The organism is Mycobacterium sp. E3247 (assembly GCF_001667785.1).
Classification (GTDB): domain Bacteria; phylum Actinomycetota; class Actinomycetes; order Mycobacteriales; family Mycobacteriaceae; genus Mycobacterium.
Map to the genome: position 1 here is coordinate 1 of NZ_LZJG01000401.1, position 1,248 is coordinate 1,248.

Consider the following 1,248-nt stretch of genomic DNA (forward strand, 5'->3'; position numbering starts at 1 on the left):
GAACCGGGTGCGGCGCAACGGCATTCACCGGACCGGACAGCGCTGTGTCCCACAGTGCTCGGTGATACACGTCGACGCGGTCATCCACCTGGCCGGCGAATCGATCGCCGGCCGGTTCACCGAGAGGCATCGAAAAGCGATCCGCGACAGCAGGATTGGGCCGACCCGCTGGCTCGCCGAGGCGCTGGCTCGCACCCCGCGGCGGCCGTCGGTGCTGGTCACCGCTTCGGCGATCGGATACTACGGGTACGACCGGGGTGACGACGTCCTCACCGAGGACAGCGAACGCGGCGATGGCTTTCTCGCCGATGTCGTTGCCGACTGGGAGGCGGCGACCGCGCCCGCGGAACAGGCCGGGGTGCGGGTGGTGCCGGTGCGCACGGGCATCGTGCAGTCCCCGCGCGGCGGCACGCTGAAGCTGATGCGCCCGTTGTTCAGCGCCGGGCTGGGTGGCCGGCTGGGCGACGGCCGGCAATGGCTCTCGTGGATCGGGATCGACGACCTCGTCGACGTGTATCACCGAGCACTGTGGGACACAGCGCTGTCCGGTCCGGTGAATGCCGTTGCGCCGCACCCGGTTCGCAACAGCGAGTACACCGCCACCCTGGCCCACGTCATGCGTCGGCCCGCGGTGTTGCCGGTGCCGTCGCTCGGGCCCCGGGTGCTGCTCGGCGAGCAGGGCGCCCGCGAGCTGGCGTGTGCCAGCCAGCGGGTTGCTCCGCAGAAGCTCACGGCGGCCGGACACCGGTTCCGCCATCCCGAGCTCGAGCAGGCGCTGCGTCACCTGCTCGGGCGCGAGTCCTGATCGGAAGATCTGAGGCAATCGCCTGATCAAGCCCGATCCGCGCTCATAAATGATTCAATTTCTTAATGATCTCAGGAGCGCCGGCCCGGCACGCCCGGCAGGCCGGCGCGGTCGTGCTGGGCATGGTCGCGGTGGCCACGATGGTGCTCGGCCCGCGCCAAGCCCGGGCCGAATCCACCGAGGCGGACAGCGCGACCGACGTCGCCTGCGCGAGCGCGACCCAGGCGGTGCCGACGACATGGTATTTGCCCAGCACGCCGCCCCGGGGACTGGTCTGGCTACAGCACGGCTTCGTCGAGGGCAAAAAGGTCTGGTCGGCGTTCGCCGCCGAGATCGCCGGCACCGGATTCCTCGTCGTGGCCACCACGCTGCCCACCCTCAGCGCCTTCGGTTGCACGGTGGAGCACCTGATCGACAACAGGGGCTTCCTGGACAACATCGCC

1 protein-coding gene and 1 pseudogene are annotated in these 1,248 nt (G+C 69.9%); both read left to right on the forward strand.

The features are described 5' to 3' along the window. Positions 1-805 (forward strand): TIGR01777 family oxidoreductase (locus A9X04_RS21345; protein ID WP_156764465.1); only part of this gene is annotated, 805 nt, incomplete at its 5' end. A gap of 65 nt (positions 806-870) precedes the next feature. Then, positions 871-1,248: pseudogene (locus tag A9X04_RS21350) on the forward strand (hypothetical protein); the annotation flags it as partial.